At 72.2% G+C, this 17,277-nt stretch carries 15 protein-coding genes; 12 read left to right on the top strand and 3 right to left on the bottom strand.

Annotated features, from left to right (window positions below):
- The first annotated feature begins 8 nt into the window (after positions 1–8).
- From BLV76_RS08435 to BLV76_RS08480, 10 genes are all read left to right on the top strand, one after another.
- A complete protein-coding gene (locus BLV76_RS08435; RefSeq protein WP_245734601.1) occupies positions 9–1,034 on the top strand; it encodes a carbohydrate ABC transporter permease in 1,026 nt (341 codons plus the stop codon).
- On the top strand, positions 1,031–1,849 hold the full coding sequence (locus BLV76_RS08440; RefSeq protein WP_090968727.1) for a carbohydrate ABC transporter permease: 819 nt from the start codon (positions 1,031–1,033) through the stop codon (positions 1,847–1,849). Before BLV76_RS08435 ends, BLV76_RS08440 begins: the two co-directional genes overlap by 4 nt.
- Complete coding sequence (locus tag BLV76_RS08445; protein ID WP_090968728.1) at positions 1,846–3,318, top strand: GH1 family beta-glucosidase; 1,473 nt, start codon at positions 1,846–1,848, stop codon at positions 3,316–3,318. Before BLV76_RS08440 ends, BLV76_RS08445 begins: the two co-directional genes overlap by 4 nt.
- A 10-nt stretch (positions 3,319–3,328) precedes the next feature.
- Entirely contained in the window at positions 3,329–4,363 is a 1,035-nt protein-coding gene (locus BLV76_RS08450) for a LacI family DNA-binding transcriptional regulator (protein WP_245734602.1), read from the top strand.
- Between the two features lie 233 nt (positions 4,364–4,596).
- Positions 4,597–6,120, top strand: a complete 1,524-nt coding sequence (locus BLV76_RS08455; protein WP_090968730.1) for a DEAD/DEAH box helicase — start codon at positions 4,597–4,599, stop codon at positions 6,118–6,120.
- Between the two features lie 172 nt (positions 6,121–6,292).
- Positions 6,293–6,928, top strand: coding sequence for an alpha/beta hydrolase (locus tag BLV76_RS08460; protein ID WP_090968731.1), 636 nt, complete (start codon positions 6,293–6,295; stop codon positions 6,926–6,928).
- Positions 6,915–7,991, top strand: coding sequence for an LLM class flavin-dependent oxidoreductase (locus tag BLV76_RS08465; protein WP_090968732.1), 1,077 nt, complete (start codon positions 6,915–6,917; stop codon positions 7,989–7,991). The genes BLV76_RS08460 and BLV76_RS08465 overlap by 14 nt, the downstream gene beginning before the upstream one ends.
- A gap of 69 nt (positions 7,992–8,060) precedes the next feature.
- Positions 8,061–9,188 carry a carboxylate-amine ligase gene (locus BLV76_RS08470; RefSeq protein WP_090968733.1) on the top strand — a complete coding sequence of 376 codons (1,128 nt, stop codon included), beginning with the start codon at positions 8,061–8,063 and terminating at the stop codon, positions 9,186–9,188.
- Between the two features lie 33 nt (positions 9,189–9,221).
- Complete coding sequence (locus BLV76_RS08475) at positions 9,222–9,908, top strand: CPBP family intramembrane glutamic endopeptidase (RefSeq protein WP_090972499.1); 687 nt, start codon at positions 9,222–9,224, stop codon at positions 9,906–9,908.
- A gap of 37 nt (positions 9,909–9,945) precedes the next feature.
- Positions 9,946–10,725: an SDR family NAD(P)-dependent oxidoreductase gene (locus tag BLV76_RS08480; RefSeq protein ID WP_090968734.1), complete on the top strand. Its 780-nt coding sequence runs from the start codon at positions 9,946–9,948 to the stop codon at positions 10,723–10,725.
- Between the two features lie 31 nt (positions 10,726–10,756).
- On the opposite strand, the gene BLV76_RS08485 is transcribed toward BLV76_RS08480, so the two are convergent.
- The 3 genes from BLV76_RS08485 to BLV76_RS08495 are packed head-to-tail and all read right to left on the bottom strand — an operon-like array spanning position 10,757 to position 13,592.
- Entirely contained in the window at positions 10,757–11,653 is an 897-nt protein-coding gene (locus BLV76_RS08485) for an NAD(P)H-binding protein (protein WP_090968735.1), read from the bottom strand.
- A 35-nt stretch (positions 11,654–11,688) separates the two neighbouring features.
- Complete coding sequence (locus tag BLV76_RS08490; protein ID WP_090968736.1) at positions 11,689–13,008, bottom strand: cation:proton antiporter; 1,320 nt, start codon at positions 13,006–13,008, stop codon at positions 11,689–11,691.
- Positions 13,005–13,592 carry a helix-turn-helix domain-containing protein gene (locus BLV76_RS08495; RefSeq protein WP_090968737.1) on the bottom strand — a complete coding sequence of 196 codons (588 nt, stop codon included), beginning with the start codon at positions 13,590–13,592 and terminating at the stop codon, positions 13,005–13,007. The genes BLV76_RS08490 and BLV76_RS08495 overlap by 4 nt, the downstream gene beginning before the upstream one ends.
- Before the next feature lie 118 nt (positions 13,593–13,710).
- Between BLV76_RS08495 and BLV76_RS08500 the strand changes: the two genes are divergently transcribed.
- On the top strand, positions 13,711–14,922 hold the full coding sequence (locus BLV76_RS08500) for an acetyl-CoA C-acetyltransferase (RefSeq protein ID WP_090968738.1): 1,212 nt from the start codon (positions 13,711–13,713) through the stop codon (positions 14,920–14,922).
- An 11-nt stretch (positions 14,923–14,933) separates the two neighbouring features.
- Positions 14,934–17,156, top strand: a complete 2,223-nt coding sequence (locus BLV76_RS08505) for a 3-hydroxyacyl-CoA dehydrogenase NAD-binding domain-containing protein (RefSeq protein WP_090968739.1) — start codon at positions 14,934–14,936, stop codon at positions 17,154–17,156.
- The last annotated feature ends 121 nt before the right edge of the window (positions 17,157–17,277 follow it).

The raw sequence follows: 17,277 nt of genomic DNA on the forward strand, positions 1-17,277 counted from the left end.
GGCGAGACGTGAGCACTTCCCTCCCCACGCGGGGTGGCGACACCGAGACGGTGTCGCCACCCCGGCCGCCCGGCCCGAAGGGCCAGCCGACCGGCGGCTCCGAGCGCCCGCAGTGGCGGCAGCGGCTGAGCCGCCTCGACCACACGCTCGCGCCCTACCTCTACATCTCGCCGTTCTTCCTGCTCTTCCTCGTCATCGGCATGTTCCCCCTGCTCTACACGGCGTGGGTCTCGGTCCACGACTGGAGCCTGCTGGGCGGCAAGGGGGAGTTCGTCGGCCTCGACAACTACCGCGAGGTCCTCCAGAACCCCTACTTCACCAAGCAGCTGGTCAACACGATCAGCATCTTCCTGATCTCCTCGGTGCCCCAGATCCTCATCGCCCTGGTGCTGGCCGCACTGCTCGACAACCAGCTGCGCGCCAGGACGGCCTGGCGGATGAGCATCCTGCTGCCGTTCGTGGTCTCGCCGGTCGCGGTGGCGATCATCTTCGGCAGCCTCTACGGCGACCGCTACGGCCTGGCCAACGAGATCCTCGGCTTCGTGGGGATCGACCCCGTCTCGTGGCACACCAACCGGCTCGCCAGCCACGTGGCCATCGCCACGATGGTCAACTGGCGCTGGACCGGCTACAACGCGCTGATCTTCCTGGCCGCGATGCAGGCGGTCCCGCGCGAGCTCTACGAGTCGGCGGCGATCGACGGTGCCGGACGGTTGCGCCAGTTCGTCTCGATCACCGTCCCGATGATCCGGCCCACGATGATCTTCATCATCATCACGTCCACGATCGGTGGGCTGCAGGTCTTCGCCGAGCCGCGGCTCTTCGACGAGACGACCGCCCGCAACGGCGGGAGCGACCGGCAGTTCGGCACCATCACGATGCTGATCTACGACTTCGGCTGGCAGCTGCGTGACCTGGGCCGCGCCTCGGCGACCGCCTGGCTGCTCTTCCTGGTGATCTGCGCGTTCGCGGTCGTCAACTTCCTGCTCATCCGACGTCTCGGGCGTCTCGGCACGATCGGAGGCAGGCGATGAGCCGCCGTCCGGGCTTCCTCGTCTACGGCCTGCTGATCGCCTTCGTGCTCGGCTCGGCCGCCCCGCTCTACTGGTCGTTCCTGCTCGGCTCGCAGACGAAGGAGGAGGCGTCCCAGGGCATCCCACCGCTCCTGCCGGGTGGTCACTTCATCGACAACGCCCAGCGCGTCCTGGACTCGCTGCCCTTCTGGAAGGCCCTCGGCAACAGCCTGATGGTCTCGACGGTCACGGCGTGCTCGGTGGTGTTCTTCTGCACCCTCGCGGGCTACGCGTTCGCCAAGCTCCGCTTCCGGGGGAGCGGCCCACTGATGGTCTTCGTCATCGCCACGATGGCGGTCCCGACGCAGCTCGGTGTGGTCCCGCTCTTCATCCTCATGTCCAGGCTCGGGTGGGCCGGCAGCGTCTGGTCGGTCGTCATCCCGTGGCTGGTCACGGCCTTCGGCGTCTTCTTCATGCGCCAGTACCTCGTCGACGCCGTGCCCGACGAGCTCATCGAGGCCGCGCGGATGGACGGGTGCTCCCAGATCCGCACCTTCCTGACGGTTGCCGTCCCGGCGGCACGACCGGCTGCGGCCATCCTCTGGCTCTTCACCTTCATGCAGGTGTGGACCGACTTCTTCTGGCCGCTGATCGCACTGCCGCCGGACAACCCCACCATCCAGGTGGCGCTCAACCAGCTCCAGAGCGGGTACTTCAAGGACTTCAGCCTGGTCCTCGCCGGGACCACCCTGGCCACCATCCCGCTCCTCGTCCTGTTCGTCCTCGCCGGGCGCCAGCTCGTGTCCGGCATCATGCAAGGAGCCGTCAAGGGATGACCGTCCAGAGCACCCCCGCCGCCACCGTCGACCACCGTGGTCGGCTGAGCTTCCCCTCGGACTTCGTCTGGGGGATGGCCACCGCCTCCTACCAGATCGAGGGAGCCGTGGCCGAGGACGGCCGCACCGCCTCGATCTGGGACACCTTCTCCCGCGTCCCGGGCGCCGTGATGAACGGCGACACCGGCGACGTCGCGGTCGACCACTACCACCGGATGCGCGAGGACGTCGCCATCATGGCCGACCTCGGGGCGACGTCGTACCGCTTCTCGGTCGCCTGGCCGCGCGTGCGGCCCGACGCCGGCGCGGTCAACCCGGCCGGGCTCGCGTTCTACGACCGCCTCGTCGACGAGCTGCTCTCCCACGGCATCGCACCGTGGCTGACGCTCTACCACTGGGACCTCCCGCAGGTGCTCGAGGACGCCGGCGGCTGGACCAACCGCGACACCGCGCACCGCTTCGTCGACCACGCCGTCTCGGTGCACGAGGCGCTCGGCGACCGGGTCCCGACGTGGACGACGCTCAACGAGCCGTGGTGCTCGGCGTTCCTCGGCTACTCCGCGGGGCACCACGCCCCGGGTCGTCAGGAGGGTGCCGCCGGCCTGGTGGCCGGCCATCACCTGCTGCTCGCCCACGGCATGGCCGTGCAGGAGCTCCGCAGCCGGGGCGCGGACCGACTCGGGATCAGCCTCAACCTCACCGTGCCCGACCCGAGCGACCCCACCGACCCGGTGGACGTCGACGCGGCCCGACGCATCGACTCCCTCCACAACCGGTTCTTCCTGGACCCGATCTTCCGCGGTGCCTATCCCGCCGACCTGCTCGACGACACCGCCGGCCTGACCTTCGACGGGCGACCGTGGGTCGACGTCGTCCGTGACGGCGACCTCGACGTGATCTCGGCGCCGATCGACGTGCTGGGCGTGAACTACTACCACGGCAACGAGGTCTCGGGGCACCCGCGCACCGACGTCGTCGGCATCGGCTCCGACCAGCCCGACCGGGTGGCGCTGTCGCCCTTCGTGGGCTCCGAGCACGTCACGTTCCCCAGCCGCGGCCTGCCGGTCACCGACATGGGGTGGGAGATCCAGCCCGAGGGGCTGCACCGGCTGCTGCGCCGGCTCCACGACGACTACCCGCACCTGCCCATCTACCTCACCGAGACGGGCGCGGCGTTCGCCGACCGCCCCGACGACGACGGCGAGGTCCGCGACCCCGACCGGATCGCGTTCCTCGACGCCTACCTCCGCGCGGTGCACCTCGCCGTCGAGGAGGGCGTAGACGTGGGGGGCTTCTTCCACTGGTCCTACTGCGACAACTTCGAGTGGGCCTTCGGCTACGCGAAGCGGTTCGGCCTGGTGCACGTCGACTACGCCACGCAGGTGCGCACGCCGAAGTCGAGCGCACGCTGGTACGCCGACCTCGCGCGCACCGGAGTCCTGCGACCCGCGGATGCCACGGACCACTAGCGTGGGCGGGGTGAACAGCACGCGCGCCGTCTCGACCGGTGGTTCGCCCACCCTCGACGAGGTAGCGCGCGTGGCGGGGGTCTCCCGCGCGACGGCGTCGCGGGCGATCAATGGCGGCCAGCGGGTCAGCCCCCGCGCACAGGCCGCGGTCGACCAGGCGGTGCGCACCCTCGGCTACGTCCCGAACCCGGCGGCCCGCAGCCTCGTCACCCGGCGTACGGACTCGATCGCCGTCGTGGTGCCCGAGCCCGACGACCGCGTCTTCTCCGACCCCTTCTTCGCCGGCACCCTGCGCGGCGTCACGCGGGTGCTGGGGGAGCGCGACATCCAGCTCGTGCTGCTGCTCGCCCGGCCGGGCGCCTCCAGCGCGCGCACCCTGCGCTACCTCACCGGTCGCCACGTCGACGGCGCCTACGTCGTCTCCCACCACCGCGACGACCGGCTCGCCGAGCACCTCTCCGACATCGGCCTGCCCTGCATCTTCGGCGGCCGGCCCTGGACCGGGGGCGACCGCGTGGCCTACGTCGACGTCGACAACACCGCCGGCGAGCGCGAGGCGACCGAGCACCTGATCCTGTCGGGGCGCACCCGCATCGGGACGATCGCCGGCCCCTCCGACATGACGGCCTCGGCCGACCGCCTCGCCGGGTGGCGACTGGCGATGACGGAGGCCGGCCTCGCCACCGACGCCGTCGCGCACGGCGACTTCACCGAGGCCAGCGGCGTCCACGCCACGCGCGCGCTGCTGGAGCGGCACCCCGACCTCGACGGCCTCGTCGTCGCCTCCGACCTGATGGCGGCCGCGGCGCTCCGGGTGCTGGCCGAGATGGGCCGCCGGGTCCCCGACGACGTCGCCGTGATCGGCTTCGACGACCTGGGCGTGGCCGAGCGCACCACCCCGCGCCTCACGACCGTCCGCCAGCCCGTGGTCGCGATGGCCGAGCGAGCCACGCGCCTGCTGCTCGACCGGGTCGACCAGGCCGAGGGCAGCCACCCGATGCGGCTGATCATCCCGCCGACGCTGGTGCACCGCGACAGCGCCTGAGCGCGCGTGGAGCGGGCGCTGAGTCCGTTCTCACACGTCACCGGATTCACGGGAACACCACTTGTCCCACTAGCGTTGTGCCCATCAGTCGCCCGGCCGGTCTTGCCCCGGGCGCAGGTCCCACCGGATCCACCCAGATCAACCCGGGGCCCTTCCTCACTTCTGAGGCACGTACGCCGCGTCCATCGCGACTGCGGCTCACGGTGGCGAGACGCCAACCGAAAGCAACTCACATGACCTTCGCCGACCTCGGCGTTCCGTCCTCGCTCGCCCAGATCCTGGAGCAGCAGGGCATCACCACTCCCACTCCGATCCAGGCCGCGACGCTGCCCGACAGCCTCGCCGGCCGCGACGTCCTCGGCCGTGGCCGCACCGGCTCCGGCAAGACGTTCGCCTTCCTCCTTCCCCTCGTGGCCCGCCTCGACGCGAGCAAGCTGCCGGCCATGCCGCGCAAGCCCCGCGCCCTGATCCTCGCGCCGACGCGTGAGCTCGTGGGCCAGATCCACGCCTCGCTCGTCCCGCTGGCCAAGGCCACCGGCCTGTCGACCGTCGTCGTCTACGGCGGCGTCGGGCAGGGCCCGCAGGTCACCGCGCTCAAGAAGGGCGTCGACATCGTCATCGCCTGCCCCGGTCGCCTCGAGGACCTCATGGGCCAGGGCTTCGCCGACCTGTCGTCGGTCGAGATCACGATCCTCGACGAGGCCGACCACATGGCCGACCTCGGCTTCCTGCCGGGCGTGCGGCGCATCATGGACAAGACCCCGCAGTCGGGTCAGCGCATGCTCTTCTCGGCCACCCTCGACAAGGCGATCGACGTCCTGGTCAAGCGGTTCCTGACCAACGCCGTCACCCACGAGGCCGACTCCGCCCAGTCGCCGGTCGCGACGATGCACCACCACGTCCTGCACCTCACGCGCGAGCAGCGGGTGCCGGTCCTGGTGAACCTCACGAGCGCGCCCGGTCGCACGGTCGTCTTCACGCGCACGAAGTACGGCGCCAAGGCGCTGGCCCGCCAGCTGAACAAGTCCGGCGTGCCGAGCGTCGAGCTGCACGGCAACCTGTCGCAGAACGCGCGCACCCGCAACATGGAGGCGTTCCACTCCGGCACCGCCACCACGCTGGTCGCCACCGACATCGCGGCGCGCGGCATCCACGTCGACGACGTCTCGCTCGTCGTGCACGCCGACCCGCCGGTCGAGCACAAGGCCTACCTGCACCGCTCGGGCCGCACGGCCCGCGCCGGCAACGAGGGCACCGTCATCACCCTGATGACCGACGAGCAGCAGCGCGACGTGCGCGACCTCACCCGTCAGGCCGGCATCAAGCCGGTCACGACCAAGGTCAGCGGCCCCGACCACCCGGTCCTCGCCCAGCTCGCCCCGGGCGAGCGCGTGCTGGTCCCCGGCGGCCTCGTCGTCGAGGCGCCCGCCCAGCAGGGCGGCGGTGGTCGCTCGACCGGCGCCAACGCCCAGCGCAAGCGGGCCCGCAAGGGCGGCCAGACCAACGGCCAGTCGCGTCGGGGCAACCCGGCCGGCGGCTCGGGCTCCGCCCCGGCCTACAGCACCTCGACCGGCTCCGGCTCCACCGGCGGCGGCCAGCGTCGTCGCTCCGGTGGCGGCCAGGGCTCCGGCCAGGGTGCCGGTGGCGGCCAGGGTGGCGGCGGCAACCGTCGTCGCCGCGGCGGCTCCGGCGGCGGCCAGGGCGCCCAGCGCTCCGGTGGCAGCCACAGCGCCGCGTCGTTCAGCGGTCGTCGCTGACCTCACGCAGCTCCGGGCGACACTCCACCATGGGATGTCGCTGAACCCGCACTCCCCTCGGTCAACTGACTGAGGGAGGTGCGGGTTCGTCTGCATCCCATGGTGAAGCGGGAGCGGCGGGAACACCGGAGGCCCCGCATTGGTTGCGTCTTCAACCAGCCTGAGGAGCACCATGCCGCGCCACACCCTGACCGAGCCGGTCGTCGCCTGGAGCGACGGAGCGGACCACCCCGACCGCCCGCTGGTCGTGCTGCTCCACGGCCGCGGGGCCGACGAGCACTCGATCCTCGGGCTCGCGGCGCACCTGCCGCGGGAGGCGTCGTACGCCGCCGTGCGCGCGCCGATCGGCGAGGGGGGCGGCCATGCCTGGTTCGACAACCGCGGCATCGGGCGGCCGGTCCCGGAGTCGCTCGCCGAGACCGTCGCGTGGTTCGAGGCCTGGCTCGACGCCGTCGCCCCGACCGGGCGGAAGGTCGTGCTGGTCGGCTTCAGCGGCGGCGCCGCCTTCGCCGGCGGCGTGCTGCTCACGGCTCCCGAGCGGTTGACGGGCGCCGCGATCCTCCACGGCACGCTGCCCTTCGAGGACGCAGGTGTCGACGTGGCACCCGGCCGCCTCGCCGGCAGCCACGTCTTCGTCGCCCAGGGCGACGCCGACCACGTGATCCCGCGCGAGCTGCTCGACCGGACGTGGTCGTGGCTCGCCGAGGACTCCGCTGCCACAGTGGTGTCGCGCCGCGAGGCCGGTGGCCACCAGCTCTCCACCCAGACCACCGACGACCTGAAGGGTTGGCTCGATGAGCTCCTCTGACACAGGGTTCGACCACAGCGTGCTCGGCACCCGCGAGCACATCTCCCTCGGCCTCGACACCTTCGGCGACGCGCCGCTCGACGGTGCGCCGGGCAACCACGCCGAGACTCTCCGCGAGGTCGTCGCCGAGGCGGTCCTCGCCGACCGGGTCGGCATCGACTACATCGGCCTCGGCGAGCACCACCGCCCGGACTACGCGATCTCCGCGCCCGACGTCGTCCTCGCTGCGATCGCCGGGCAGACCGAGCGGATCCGCCTCGGCACCGGCGTCACCGTCCTGTCGAGCGACGACCCGATCCGGGTCTACGAGCGGTTCGCCACCCTCGACGCCGTGAGCAACGGTCGCGCCGAGGTGCAGCTGGGCCGCGGGTCGTTCATCGAGTCGTTCGGTCTCTTCGGCCTCGAGCTCGGCGACTACGACCGGCTCTTCGCCGAGAAGCTCGACCTCTTCGCCGCGCTCCAGGACGAGGAGCCGGTGTCGTGGGAGGGCAGCATCCGCACCCCGCTCGTCGACCAGCCGGTCTACCCGACCACCGCGGCCGGCAAGCTGCCCGCGTGGATCGGCGTCGGCGGCACCCCGCAGTCCGTCGTGCGCGCCGCCCGCTACGGCATGCCGCTGATGCTCGCCGTCATCGGCGGGTCGCCCGCACAGTTCGTGCCGTTCGCCGACCTCTACCGCCAGTCGCTGATCGAGTACGCCGTCCCGGAGCTGCCGATCGGCATGCACTCGCCGGGCCACGTGGCGGCCACCGACGAGCTGGCGCGCGAGCAGCTGTACCCCCACCAGGCCGAGCTCGTCACCCGGATCGGCCGCGAGCGCGGCTGGGGTCCCTACAGCCGGATCGCCTTCGAGCAGGGCGCGTCCCCGCAGGGCGCGTTGTTCGTCGGCTCGCCCGAGACGGTCGCGCAGAAGATCGCCTGGGCGGCGAGGACCCTCGGCCTCTCTCGCTTCCAGCTGAAGTACTCCGTCGGCTCGCTGCCCCACGACCAGCGGATGGAGTCCATCCGGCTCTACGGCGAGGAAGTCGTCCCCCGGGTGCGGGAGCTGCTGGCCCTCTCGTAGGGACCTCGTGGGGACGGCCACCTCGTAGGGATGGGGCGGGCGCAGACGGCACGGTGCTTGGATCGATCCATGAGGTCGATCGGGGTGGAGGAGGAGCTGCTGCTCGTCGACGCCCGCACCGGCCGGCCGCGCAACGTCGCCTCGGAGGTGATCCGCGCCGCAGAGGCACGCGACCTGCACAACCCCGCGCCCAGCGACGACAGCGGTGGGTCGCTGGGCCACGAGCTCCACAAGACCCAGGTCGAGACCGACACCCCGCCGCTGGAGAGCCTGACCGCCCTCGACCACGCTCTGCGCGCCTGGCGCGAGCGGACCAGGTCGGCCGCGCTGGAGGTCGGCGCCCGCGTCCTCGCCTCCGGCACCTCGCCCCTCGCCGGTGACACGCGGATCGAGCGGACCGACCGCTACGACGCGATGGCGCAGCGCTACGGCCTGATGATCGCCGAGCAGCTGGTCTGCGGCTGCCACGTGCACGTCGAGGTGGCGGGTGACGACGAGGGCGTCGGCGTGCTCGACCGGATCCGGACGTGGGTCCCGCTGCTGCTGGCGATCAGCGCCAACTCGCCGTGGGCGCAGTCGGTCGACACGGCCTACGAGAGCTATCGCTGGCAGATGCAGATGCGCTGGCCCTCGTCGGGTCCGCTGCCGGTGCTCGGCACGCCCGCCGCCTACCGGTCGTACGTCGACGCGATGCTCGCGACCGGCGTGCCGATCGACGAGGCGATGGTCTACTCCGACGCCCGGCTGTCGGCCCTGCACCCGACCGTCGAGATCCGCACCGCCGACGTCTGCCTCGACGTGCGCGACACGCTCGTGGTCGCCGCGCTCGCCCGGGCGCTCGTCGAGACCGCCGCCCGCGAGTGGGCCGACGGCGTGCCGGCACCCGACGTACCGGCGCCGCTCCTCCGGCTCGCGAGCTGGAAGGCCGGTCGCCACGGGCTCACCGGCGAGCTCGTGCACCCGCCGACCGGCGAGAGCCGCCCCGCGGCGGACGTGCTCGCCGGCCTGCTGGACCACGTGGGCGACGCCCTCGACGACGCAGGCGACCGCGACCACATGTCCCGGGGCGTCGCGCGGCTGCTGGCCGACGGGACCGGCGCCCGACGCCAGCGGGAGCTGCTGGACGCCGCCGGCGACGACGAGGCCGCGCAGGGGGCCGCCGTGGTGCGGCTGAGCCGGATCACGGCGGGCGAGTGAGACAACGGATGGGGGTTTCCTAGGGTGGTCGTCATGCGCTCCTTCATCCGCCGGTCGCTGTGGGACGTCGTCCCGCGCGACCAGCGCGACACACCGGAGGCCTTCCGCCGTCGTCAGATGGTGGCGGCCGCCGTGGTCGTCGTCGGCGCGGTCGTCCTCGGCTGGTCGCTGCGCCTCGAGCCCGGCGGGAACCTCTTCTACGTCGCCGCGATCGTCCTGGCCGGGGTCTGGGCGGCCGGTGCGTTCCTGTCGGGCCGGCTCCACCTGGGACGGATGGCTCGCGGCGGGGAGGTCTTCGTCCGGCCGATCGTCGCGCCGATCCTGCTCGGCCTGCTGATGGTCGGGGTGTTCGTCCTCGGCGCGCTGGTGGTGCGCGAGATCGACCCGCTGGCGTCCTACGTCTCCTCCGTCCTGGCGTACGCCGACGAGGGCTCGCTGCCGTTGCTGGCGGTCATCACCTTCTTCAACGGCATCGCCGAGGAGCTCTTCTTCCGGGGCGCGATGTATGCCGCGATCCCGCGCCACCCGGTGCTGTGGACGACGCTCGCCTACGTCGTCGCGACCCTGGCCACCGGCAACGTGATGCTCGGGTTCGCCGCGATCCTGCTGGGCGCGGTCTGCGGCCTGGAGCGTCGGGCCAGCGGCGGCATCCTGGCCCCGATCCTGACCCACATCACGTGGTCGCTCTCGATGCTGTTCCTGCTGCCGCTGATCTTCTAGCCTGCGCGGTCGTGCCGCCGGGCGGCAGGATGGTGCCATGACGTCGAGCGACTACCTCTCCGGCCTGTTCTCGCTGGAGGGCAGGACGGCGATCGTGACGGGTGGCAGCTCGGGCATCGGGCGGGCCATCGCCTCCGCGCTCGCCGGAGCCGGGGCGAGGGTCGTGGTCGTGGCGCGCCGGGAGGCCGAGCTCGTCGCGACCGTGGACGAGCTGACGGGCGCGGGTCGCACGGCCGCGTGGGTGGCGGCCGACCTCGGCTCCCGGGCCGGGGCGCGCGCTGCGGCCGAGGTGGCGGCAGGCGTCTTCGGGGAGCCCGACATCCTCGTCAACAGCGCCGGCGTCAACATCCGCCCGCCCCTGGGCGAGCTCGGCGATGACGACTGGGACGCCACCATGGCGATCAACCTGGAGGCGCCCCACGTCCTGGGCCGGCGGTTCGGTCCGGGGATGGCGGAGCGCGGCTTCGGGCGGATCATCCACATCTCCTCGCAGCAGGCGCACCGGGCGTTCGTCCAGAGCGGCGCCTACGGGGTGTCGAAGGGCGCGCTCGAGTCGCTGGCGCGCTCGCAGGCCGAGGCCTGGTCACCGTTGGGCGTCACGGTCAACACTCTCGTGCCCGGCTTCGTGATGACGCCGCTCAACGAGCGCCTGTCGTCCGATCCCGAGCGGGTGGCGGCGCTGGCGGCACGCACGATGGTGGGCCGCAACGGGCTGGCCGACGACTTCGCGGGCGCCGCCGTGTTCCTGGCGAGCGCGGCGTCGGCCTACGTCACCGGCCAGGCGCTCTTCGTCGACGGCGGGTTCTCGGTGCACTGACGGCGACCCGACCCGGGCCCGGCCAGTCGGGTCAGGCCCCCGAGGCCCTCCGCTCCGCGAGCGCCCGGCGCACGGACTCCCGGTAGGTCAGCGGCTCGCCCGGCACCACGTCGCGGATCGAGGTGTCCTTCACGATGACCTCGGTCGACATCGAGTCGATGAGGTTGCGGCCGGTGGTGACGTCCACGTCGGTGACCAGGGCGAGCCAGCGCGAGGACAGCCCCGGGGTCAGCAGCGGCACGACGACGATCGGGACCTTGCGGCCGTTCATCTCCTCGGCCACGCCCTGCAGCATCTCGCGGTAGGTCAGCTGGTCGGGCCCACCGATCTCGAAGACCCGCCCGAGGGCGTCCGGGTGGTCGACGACGCCGGCGAGGTAGCGCACCACGTCGTCGATCGCGATCGGCTGCGTCCGTGTGCCGACCCACTTGGGCACGACCATGCCGGGGAGGTTCTTCACCAGCTGCCGGGTCAGCTCCCACGAGATGCCGCCGTGGCCCACGACGATCGCGGCACGCAGCACGGTGACCGGCACCCCGTCGCCACCGAGGAGCTCCTCGACCTCGCGACGCGAGCGCAGGTGGTCCGAGAGGTCGTGGTCCTCGTCGCCGAGACCTCCCATGTAGACGATCTGCCGCACCCCGGCCGCCGCAGCCGCCGCGCTGAAGTGGCGGGCAGCGTCCGCGTCCTTGCGCACGAAGTCGGGGTCGTCGAGGGAGTGGACGAGGTAGATCGCGACGTCGGCCCCCTCCAGCGCGGGCTTCAGGCTGTCGGCGTCCATCACGTCGGCGCCGACCGCCTCGCCGGGTCCGTCGTACGTCTCGGGGTGGCGGGTCATCGCCCGCACGTCGTGGCCGGCGTCGAGCAGGGCAGGGACGAGGCGGCGGCCGATGAAGCCGGTCGCGCCGGTCACGAGGACGGTGGACATGTCCCTACTCTGTCAGCCGACCGGGCGTGCCCGCCTCATCCCGACGAGGACCCCCGGCGGGCGTCGAGCCGTGCCATCGCCGGCGTGGCCGTCACGCCGTGGAGGAGCACGGACACGATCACCGTGAAGGCGACGGTCGACCAGAGCCACGGTTCGTCGGGGAGGTGCTCGTGGCTGGCGGCGTAGGCCAGGTAGAACAGCGAGCCGACGCCGCGGACGCCGAAGAACGCGACCGCCGCCATCTCGCCGTGGTCGAGCCCCCCGGCGCGCCGCTCGTCGCGTGCGAGGACCCGCAGGCCGACGTAGCCGGTGACCGGGCGGACGACGAGGACGAGCGCGAGGGCGAGCACGACGCCCCGCCAGTCGAGGTGCCGGAGCAGGCCCTGGGTCATCGCCATCCCGAGCACGAGGAGCACCAGGAGGGTCATCAGCCGCTCGAGCCGGTCGACGACGGCGTGCATCGCCCGCTGGTAGGAGTGCCCGTGCGCCGAGGCGCGCAACCGCATCGCGCAGGCGAAGACGGCCAGGAAGCCGTAGCCGTGCAGGAGCTCCGCGGCACCGTACGCCGCCAGCAGCGCCGCGAGCGCGAGCAGGGGCTCGCCGTGGTCGGCCAGGCGGAGCGTGTCGGCGCGGGCGCGGAACGCCTGCCTGCCGAGGAGCCACCCAGCCAGCAGCCCGATCCCGACGCCGACCACGATCTTGCCGGCGACGTACCAGCCGAGCCACGCCCCCACGTCGCCGACGCCGAGCCCGCCGGCCACGGCGAGGAGGCCGAGGTGCACGAAGGGGAAGGCGAGGCCGTCGTTGAGCCCGGCCTCGGCGGTGAGGGCGAACCGGATGTCGTCGTCCTCCTCCGGCCGGTCCTCGTCGTCGGGGCCCCCGCCGACGTCGTCGGTGAGGGGCTCGCCGACCTGGACGTCCGAGGCGAGGACAGGGTCGGTCGGCGACAGGGTGCCGCCCAGCAGGAGGGCCACCGCGGGCGTCAGGCCCGCGACCCACCACCCCAGGAGGGTGATGCCGAGGATGGTGAGGGGCATCGTCACCAGCAACAGCCGCCAGACCGGCGACCACGTGCGCCACGAGCGCCACGAGCGCAGGTCGAGCGTGCGGTCGATCGCGAGGCCGACGCCCATGAGCGAGACCAGCACGGTGAACTCGGTGACGTGCGTGACGAGGTCGCGGTGGTCCTGCGGCTCGAGGCTGATGCTGTCGGTGAGGGGCAGCAGCCCGATCAGCATGCCGACGCCGACGAGCACCATCGGTGGAGACAGCGCGATGCGCCGGGTGACCTGCGGGAGGACGATCGCGAGGAGCAGCGACAGACCGAGCAGCAGGTAGACCGCGCCCCCTGTCATCGGGTCCTGGAGGGCTTGGCGTCGTAGGACGCCTGGCTCTCGTCGATCGCCTGCTCGTAGGCGGTGACCAGGCCGGCGATGGTGATCGGCTTCAGTCGGTGGATGAACTCGCGCAGTTGTTCGGCGGTGTAGCCGGCCTCGCGGAACTGCGGCCACACCTTGGTGCGCACGATCTCGGACAGCTCGTCGGCGACCTGCCTGCCGTGGGCGGCGTACACCTCCGCGACGGCCTGCGCGGCGTCCGGCGAGATGCCCATGCCCGACAGGCCGCCGGGGACGTCGACGTCGCGGTCGCCGGTGACCGGGGCGAGCAGGGACAGGTGCCGGGCGATGTCGGAGGGCGTCGCGGTCTCGGGGATCTGCTCGACGTACTTCTCGATCGCCGAGAGCGTGAAGCCGTGGCCCTGGAGCTCGCGGACGAGCTCGAGCCGGGCGACGTGGTCGGGGCCGTAGTAGCCCGAGCGCCCGCGGCGGATCGGGGAGGGGACGAGGCCTCGCGAGGCGTAGAACCGGACGTTGCGCGCGCTCACCCCGGTGCGCTCCGTGAGCTGGTCGAGGGTGAGCAGCTCGTCGGTGTCGGACATCCGGCCATCCTCTCCTCGTCACCGGTGTGCCGGTCGGTCCGGCGGCCAGCAGGTCGGGCCCGAGTTGCCCACGTCACACCTGTTGGACTGTGACAGTAATGGTGTCACAATCGCTGGCATGGCAGAAGCATTCGTCTACGACCACATCCGCACACCTCGCGGCCGCGGCAAGGCCACCGGCACGCTGCACGAGGTGAAGCCGGTCGACCTGGTCGTCGGACTCCTCGACGAGCTCAAGACCCGCAACCCCACGCTCGACCCGGCCCGCGTCGACGACGTCGTGCTCGGGGTCGTGACCCCGATCGGCGACCAGGGCGGCGACATCGCCAAGACCGCCGCGCTCAAGGCCGGCTACCCCGAGACCGTCGCGGGCGTGCAGCTCAACCGCTTCTGCGCCTCCGGCCTGGAGGCCGTCAACCAGGCCGCGCAGCGGGTGCGCTCCGGCTTCGAGGACCTCATCCTCGCCGGCGGCGTCGAGTCGATGAGCCGCGTGCCGATGGGCAGCGACGGCGGCGCCTGGGCGATGGACCCGGCCACCGCGCTGCAGACCGGCTTCGTGCCGCAGGGCATCGGCGCCGACCTGATCGCCACGATCGAGGGGTGGAGCCGGCAGGACGTCGACGCCTACGCCGCCGAGTCCCACCACCGCGCCGCGAAGGCCTGGGCCAACGGCTACTTCGACGACGCCGTCATCCCGGTCCGTGACCTCGCCGGCGTGACCGTGCTCGACCGCGACGAGACCGTGCGCCCCGACACCTCCGTCGAGGGCCTCGCCGGGCTCAAGCCGTCGTTCGCCCAGATCGGCCGCGACGCCGGCTTCGACGACGTGGCGCTGGAGAAGTACCACTGGGTCCCCGCCATCGACCACGTCCACCACGCCGGCAACTCCTCGGGCATCGTCGACGGCGCGGCCCTCGTGGCGATCGGCACCGAGGAGGTCGGTACGTCGCTGGGGCTGACGCCCCGCGCCCGGATCATCTCCACCGCCGTCTCGGGCGCCGACCCGACGATCATGCTGACCGGCCCGGCCCCCGCCGCCCGCAAGGCGCTCTCGCGCGCCGGCCTCGAGGTCGACGACATCGACCTGTGGGAGATCAACGAGGCGTTCGCCGCCGTCGCGATGCGCTTCATGCGCGACATGGGCATCAGCCACGACGTCACCAACGTCAACGGCGGCGCCATCGCCATGGGCCACCCGCTCGGCGCCACCGGCGCGATGATCCTCGGCACGCTCGTCGACGAGCTCGCCCGCCGCGACCAGAAGCGCGGCCTCGCCACGCTCTGCGTCGGCGGCGGCATGGGCATCGCCACGATCGTCGAGCTGGTCTGAGGAGACTGCACATGACTGACACCGACACCCAGACCGCCGTCCGCTACGACCGCGACGCCGACGGCATCGTCACCCTCACGCTCGACGACCCGACGGCGAGCGCCAACACCATGAACGACCTCTACCTCCGCTCGATGGAGGCGGCCGTCCAGCGCCTGTACGACGAGCAGGACGAGGTCGTCGGGGTCGTCGTCGCCAGCGCCAAGAAGACCTTCTTCGCGGGCGGCAACCTCAAGAACATGATGTCCGCGACGCCCGACGACGCCGACGAGATCTTCGCGATGGGCGAGGCCGTGAAGTCCAGCCTCCGCCGGCTGGAGACCTTCCCCCGCCCGGTCGTCGCTGCGATCAACGGTGCCGCGCTCGGGGGCGGCCTCGAGATCGCGCTCGCGACCAACCACCGCATCGCCGTCGACGACCGCTCGGTCAAGATCGGCCTGCCCGAGGCGACGCTCGGCCTGCTGCCGGGCGGCGGCGGGGTCACCCGCGTCGTACGCATGCTGGGGTTGCAGTCCGCGCTGATGGACGTGCTCATGCCGGGCACGCAGTTCGACCCGCAGGGCGCCCTCGCCAAGGGCCTCGTCGACGCGGTCGTGGCGACCCGCGAGGAGCTCGTGCCGGCCGCGAAGGCGTGGATCCTCGAGCACCGCGACGACGCCGACGCCGCGGCGAACCCGTGGGACCGGGCGGGCTACAAGATGCCCGGCGGCACCCCGAGGACCCCGGCGCTCGCGCAGTTCCTGCCGGCCTTCCCGGCGCTGCTGCGCAAGCAGACCAAGGGCGCGGTCTACCCCGCGCCGCGCGCGATCATGAGCGCGGCCGTCGAGGGCGCGCAGGTGGACTTCGACACCGCCTCGCGCATCGAGAGCCGCTACTTCACCAGCCTGGTGGTCAACCAGCAGGCCAAGAACATGATCCAGGCGTTCTTCTTCGACCTCCAGGCGATCAACTCCGGCTCCCTGCGCCCGCAGGGCATCGAGAAGTTCACCGCCACCAGGGTCGCCGTCCTCGGCGCCGGGATGATGGGTGCCGGGATCGCCTACTCGTGCGCCCGGGCCGGCATGCAGGTCGTCCTCAAGGACGTCTCGCTCGAGGCCGCCGAGCGCGGGAAGGCGTACACCGAGAAGCTCAACGCCAAGGGCGTCGAGCGCGGCAGGATCACGCAGGACAAGGCCGACGAGATCCTCGGGCGGATCACGCCCACCGGCGACGCCGCCGACCTCGCCGGCTGCGACCTCGTCATCGAGGCCGTCTTCGAGGACCCCTCGCTCAAGGCGAAGGTGTTCGCCGAGGTCGCCGACCACGTCGACCCGGACGCGCTGCTCTGCTCCAACACCTCGACGCTGCCGATCACCGAGCTCGCCGAGGGCGTCGACCGTCCTGCGGACTTCATCGGCCTGCACTTCTTCAGCCCGGTCGACAAGATGCCGCTGGTCGAGATCATCCGTGGCGCGGAGACCTCCGACCTCGCCCTGGCCAAGGCCTACGACGTCGTCCAGCAGATCCGCAAGACGCCAATCGTGGTCAACGACTCGCGCGGCTTCTACACCTCGCGCGTCATCGGCACGCAGATCAACGAGGGACTCACGATGCTGGCCGAGGGCGTCCACCCGGTGTCGCTCGAGCGCGCCGCGACCTCGGCCGGCTTCCCGGTCGGGCCGCTGCAGATCAGTGACGAGCTCAACCTCGAGCTGATGGCCAAGATCCGCAAGGCGACCGAGGAGGCCGCCGCGCGCGACGGCGTCGACCTCGGCGACTACCCCGCCGGTGATGTCATCGCGACCATGATCGACCTCGGTCGCCCGTCGCGACTGAAGGGTGCCGGCTTCTACGACTACGACGAGGACGGACGTCGTACGACGCTGTGGCCGGGGCTCGCGGAGACGTTCCCCGTCGCGGAGGTGCAGGTCCCGATCCGCGACGTGCGCGACCGGATGCTCTTCATCGAGGCGCTCGAGACCGCGAAGTGCTTCGAGGAGGGTGTGCTCACCTCGGCCGCCGCGGCCAACATCGGCTCGATCATGGGCATCGGCTTCCCCGCCCTCACCGGCGGCGCCGCCCAGTTCATGACCGGCTGGCAGGCGCTCGACGAGACCGGCCACCCGGTCGGTCCGGTCGGCCTGACGGCCTTCCTGGACCGCGCCGACGAGCTCGCCGACACCTATGGCGACCGCTTCCGCCCGACGGCGTACCTCCGCGACCTCGCGGCGACGGGCGGCTCCTTCCCCGCCTGACCGGGCACTCCGTCCCCGTCACGCGTGCCGACCGGGCACTCCGTCCCCGTCACGCGTGCCGACCGGGCACTCCGTCCCCGTCACGCGTGCCGACCGGGCACTTCGTCCCCACTCACGGGGA

The sequence above is a fragment of the Nocardioides exalbidus genome (assembly GCF_900105585.1).
Taxonomy (GTDB): domain Bacteria; phylum Actinomycetota; class Actinomycetes; order Propionibacteriales; family Nocardioidaceae; genus Nocardioides; species Nocardioides exalbidus.

Bases quoted from the DNA above. Each gene is read 5' to 3' on its own strand.
- BLV76_RS08440 (WP_090968727.1), top strand. From the start codon at position 1,031: ATGAGCCGCCGTCCGGGCTTCCTCGTCTACGGCCTGCTGATCGCCTTC.
- BLV76_RS08445 (WP_090968728.1), top strand. From the start codon at position 1,846: ATGACCGTCCAGAGCACCCCCGCCGCCACCGTCGACCACCGTGGTCGG.
- BLV76_RS08455 (WP_090968730.1), top strand. From the start codon at position 4,597: ATGACCTTCGCCGACCTCGGCGTTCCGTCCTCGCTCGCCCAGATCCTG.
- BLV76_RS08460 (WP_090968731.1), top strand. From the start codon at position 6,293: ATGCCGCGCCACACCCTGACCGAGCCGGTCGTCGCCTGGAGCGACGGA.
- BLV76_RS08465 (WP_090968732.1), top strand. From the start codon at position 6,915: ATGAGCTCCTCTGACACAGGGTTCGACCACAGCGTGCTCGGCACCCGC.
- BLV76_RS08470 (WP_090968733.1), top strand. From the start codon at position 8,061: ATGAGGTCGATCGGGGTGGAGGAGGAGCTGCTGCTCGTCGACGCCCGC.
- BLV76_RS08475 (WP_090972499.1), top strand. From the start codon at position 9,222: ATGCGCTCCTTCATCCGCCGGTCGCTGTGGGACGTCGTCCCGCGCGAC.
- BLV76_RS08480 (WP_090968734.1), top strand. From the start codon at position 9,946: ATGACGTCGAGCGACTACCTCTCCGGCCTGTTCTCGCTGGAGGGCAGG.
- BLV76_RS08485 (WP_090968735.1), bottom strand. From the start codon at position 11,653: ATGTCCACCGTCCTCGTGACCGGCGCGACCGGCTTCATCGGCCGCCGC.
- BLV76_RS08490 (WP_090968736.1), bottom strand. From the start codon at position 13,008: ATGACAGGGGGCGCGGTCTACCTGCTGCTCGGTCTGTCGCTGCTCCTC.
- BLV76_RS08495 (WP_090968737.1), bottom strand. From the start codon at position 13,592: ATGTCCGACACCGACGAGCTGCTCACCCTCGACCAGCTCACGGAGCGC.
- BLV76_RS08500 (WP_090968738.1), top strand. From the start codon at position 13,711: ATGGCAGAAGCATTCGTCTACGACCACATCCGCACACCTCGCGGCCGC.
- BLV76_RS08505 (WP_090968739.1), top strand. From the start codon at position 14,934: ATGACTGACACCGACACCCAGACCGCCGTCCGCTACGACCGCGACGCC.